Annotated in this window: 1 rRNA gene; it reads left to right on the top strand. The window is 46.6% G+C overall.

The features are described from left to right. Positions 1–223: 223 nt before the first annotated feature. Positions 224–530: ribosomal RNA gene (locus K7H09_RS23965) — 23S ribosomal RNA — on the top strand; the annotation flags it as partial.

The following is a 530-nucleotide window of genomic DNA, read 5'->3' as shown; positions in this document are numbered from 1 at the left end:
TTTCACGTTAAAAAGAAAAAATAGCTTTTAAGGTCTTAAAGGTCTTTTTCTTTTTTAATATGAAAGAACGCTTATCACTGCTTATAGCAGTCGCTCTTTAACAATGTATATCATGCTGACAAGAACACTTCGCAAGAAGTGCTTCTTAAATTGTGATACGTCTCAAGCGTATCCGGCAAAATGAAACGTGATCATTGCGAGTCCAGACTCCTTCGGGTTATAGGGTCAAGCAATGAAGCGCACACGGTGGATGCCTAGGCAGCCAGAGGCGATGAAAGACGTGGTAGCCTGCGATAAGGCTCGGTGAGGTGGCAACAACCTGTGACCCGGGCATTTCTGAATGGGGAAACCCACTCATCACAAGATGAGTATCGTGCACTGAATACATAGGTGTACGAGGCGAACCAGGGGAACTGAAACATCTAAGTACCCTGAGGAAAAGAAATCAACCGAGATTCCCCTAGTAGCGGCGAGCGAACGGGGACCAGCCCTTAAGCATGAGACTGATTAGGCGAACACGCTGGGAAGCG

Source organism: Halomonas sp. IOP_14 (genome assembly GCF_021021315.1).
GTDB lineage: Bacteria > Pseudomonadota > Gammaproteobacteria > Pseudomonadales > Halomonadaceae > Vreelandella > Vreelandella titanicae.
This window is presented reverse-complemented; position numbering and strand designations above follow the sequence as displayed.